1 protein-coding gene is annotated in these 1,166 nt (G+C 64.0%); it reads right to left on the bottom strand.

Translation table 11 applies throughout. The features are described 5' to 3' along the window. Nucleotides 1–25 precede the first annotated feature (25 nt). On the bottom strand, nt 26–1,166 hold a 1,141-nt coding region (locus DBR23_RS00760), incomplete at its 5' end, for a ribulose-bisphosphate carboxylase large subunit (RefSeq protein WP_108496988.1).

A 1,166-nucleotide genomic window follows, 5' to 3' on the forward strand; every position in this document is an offset into this window, starting at 1 on the left:
GTGCGGTCCTCTGTGTTGGAGCGGGTCAGGCCATCGCGGGCGTAGCCACGTAGTCACTGGAATCGGTGCTCTGGTAGTTGAAGCTGATCTCGCCCCAGGTATCGAGCGCGGCCTTGAGCGGGCTGCAGTGCTGCGCGGCCTGCTTCAGGATGGTCGGGCCTTCCTCCAGCAGGTTGCGGCCCTCGTTGCGCGCTTTCACCATGCATTCCAGCGCGACGCGGTTGGCCACCGCGCCGGCCTGGATGCCCATGGGGTGGCCGATGGTGCCGCCGCCAAACTGCAGCACCACGTCGTCGCCGAAGAGGTCGATCAGCTGGTGCATCTGGCCGGCGTGGATGCCGCCCGAAGCCACGGGCATGACCTTCTTCAGGTCGGCCCAGTCCTGGTCGAAATAGAGGCCACGTGGCAGATCGGTCTTGGTGTAGCTGTCGCGACAGACGTTGTAGTAGCCCTGCACCGTGAGCGGGTCGCCTTCGAGCTTGCCGACCGCGGTGCCGGTGTGCAGGTGGTCGCAGCCCGCCAGGCGCAGCCACTTGGCGATCACGCGGAAACTCACGCCGTGGTTCTTCTGCCGCGTGTAGGTGCCATGGCCCGCACGGTGCATGTGCATAATCATGTCGTGCTTGCGGCACCAGTTCGCCATGCTCTGGATGGCGGTGTAGCCAATGACCAGATCCACCATCACGATGACCGAGCCCAGTTCTTTCGCGAACTCGGCGCGCTCGTACATGTCTTCCATCGTGGCGGCGGTTACGTTCAGGTAGCTGCCTTTCACTTCACCGGTCTCGGCGCTGGCCTTGTTCACCGCGTCCATCACGAAGAGGAAGCGGTCGCGCCAATGCATGAAAGGCTGCGAGTTGATGTTCTCGTCGTCCTTCATGAAATCGAGCCCGCCCTTGAGGCCTTCGTACACCACGCGGCCGTAGTTGCGGCCCGAGAGGCCCAGCTTGGGCTTGGTGGTGGCGCCCAGCAGCGGGCGGCCGAACTTGTCCAGCCGTTCGCGCTCGACCACCAGGCCGGTCGGCGGGCCTTTGAAGGTTTTCACGTAAGCCACCGGGATGCGGATGTCTTCCAGGCGGGCGGCCTTCAGCGGCTTGAAGCTGAACACGTTGCCAATCAGGCTCGCCGTCATGTTGGCGATGGAGCCTTCTTCGAACAGGATCAGG

This window comes from Acidovorax sp. HMWF018, from assembly GCF_003061035.1.
In the GTDB taxonomy this organism is placed as follows: Bacteria; Pseudomonadota; Gammaproteobacteria; order Burkholderiales; family Burkholderiaceae_C; genus Acidovorax; species Acidovorax delafieldii.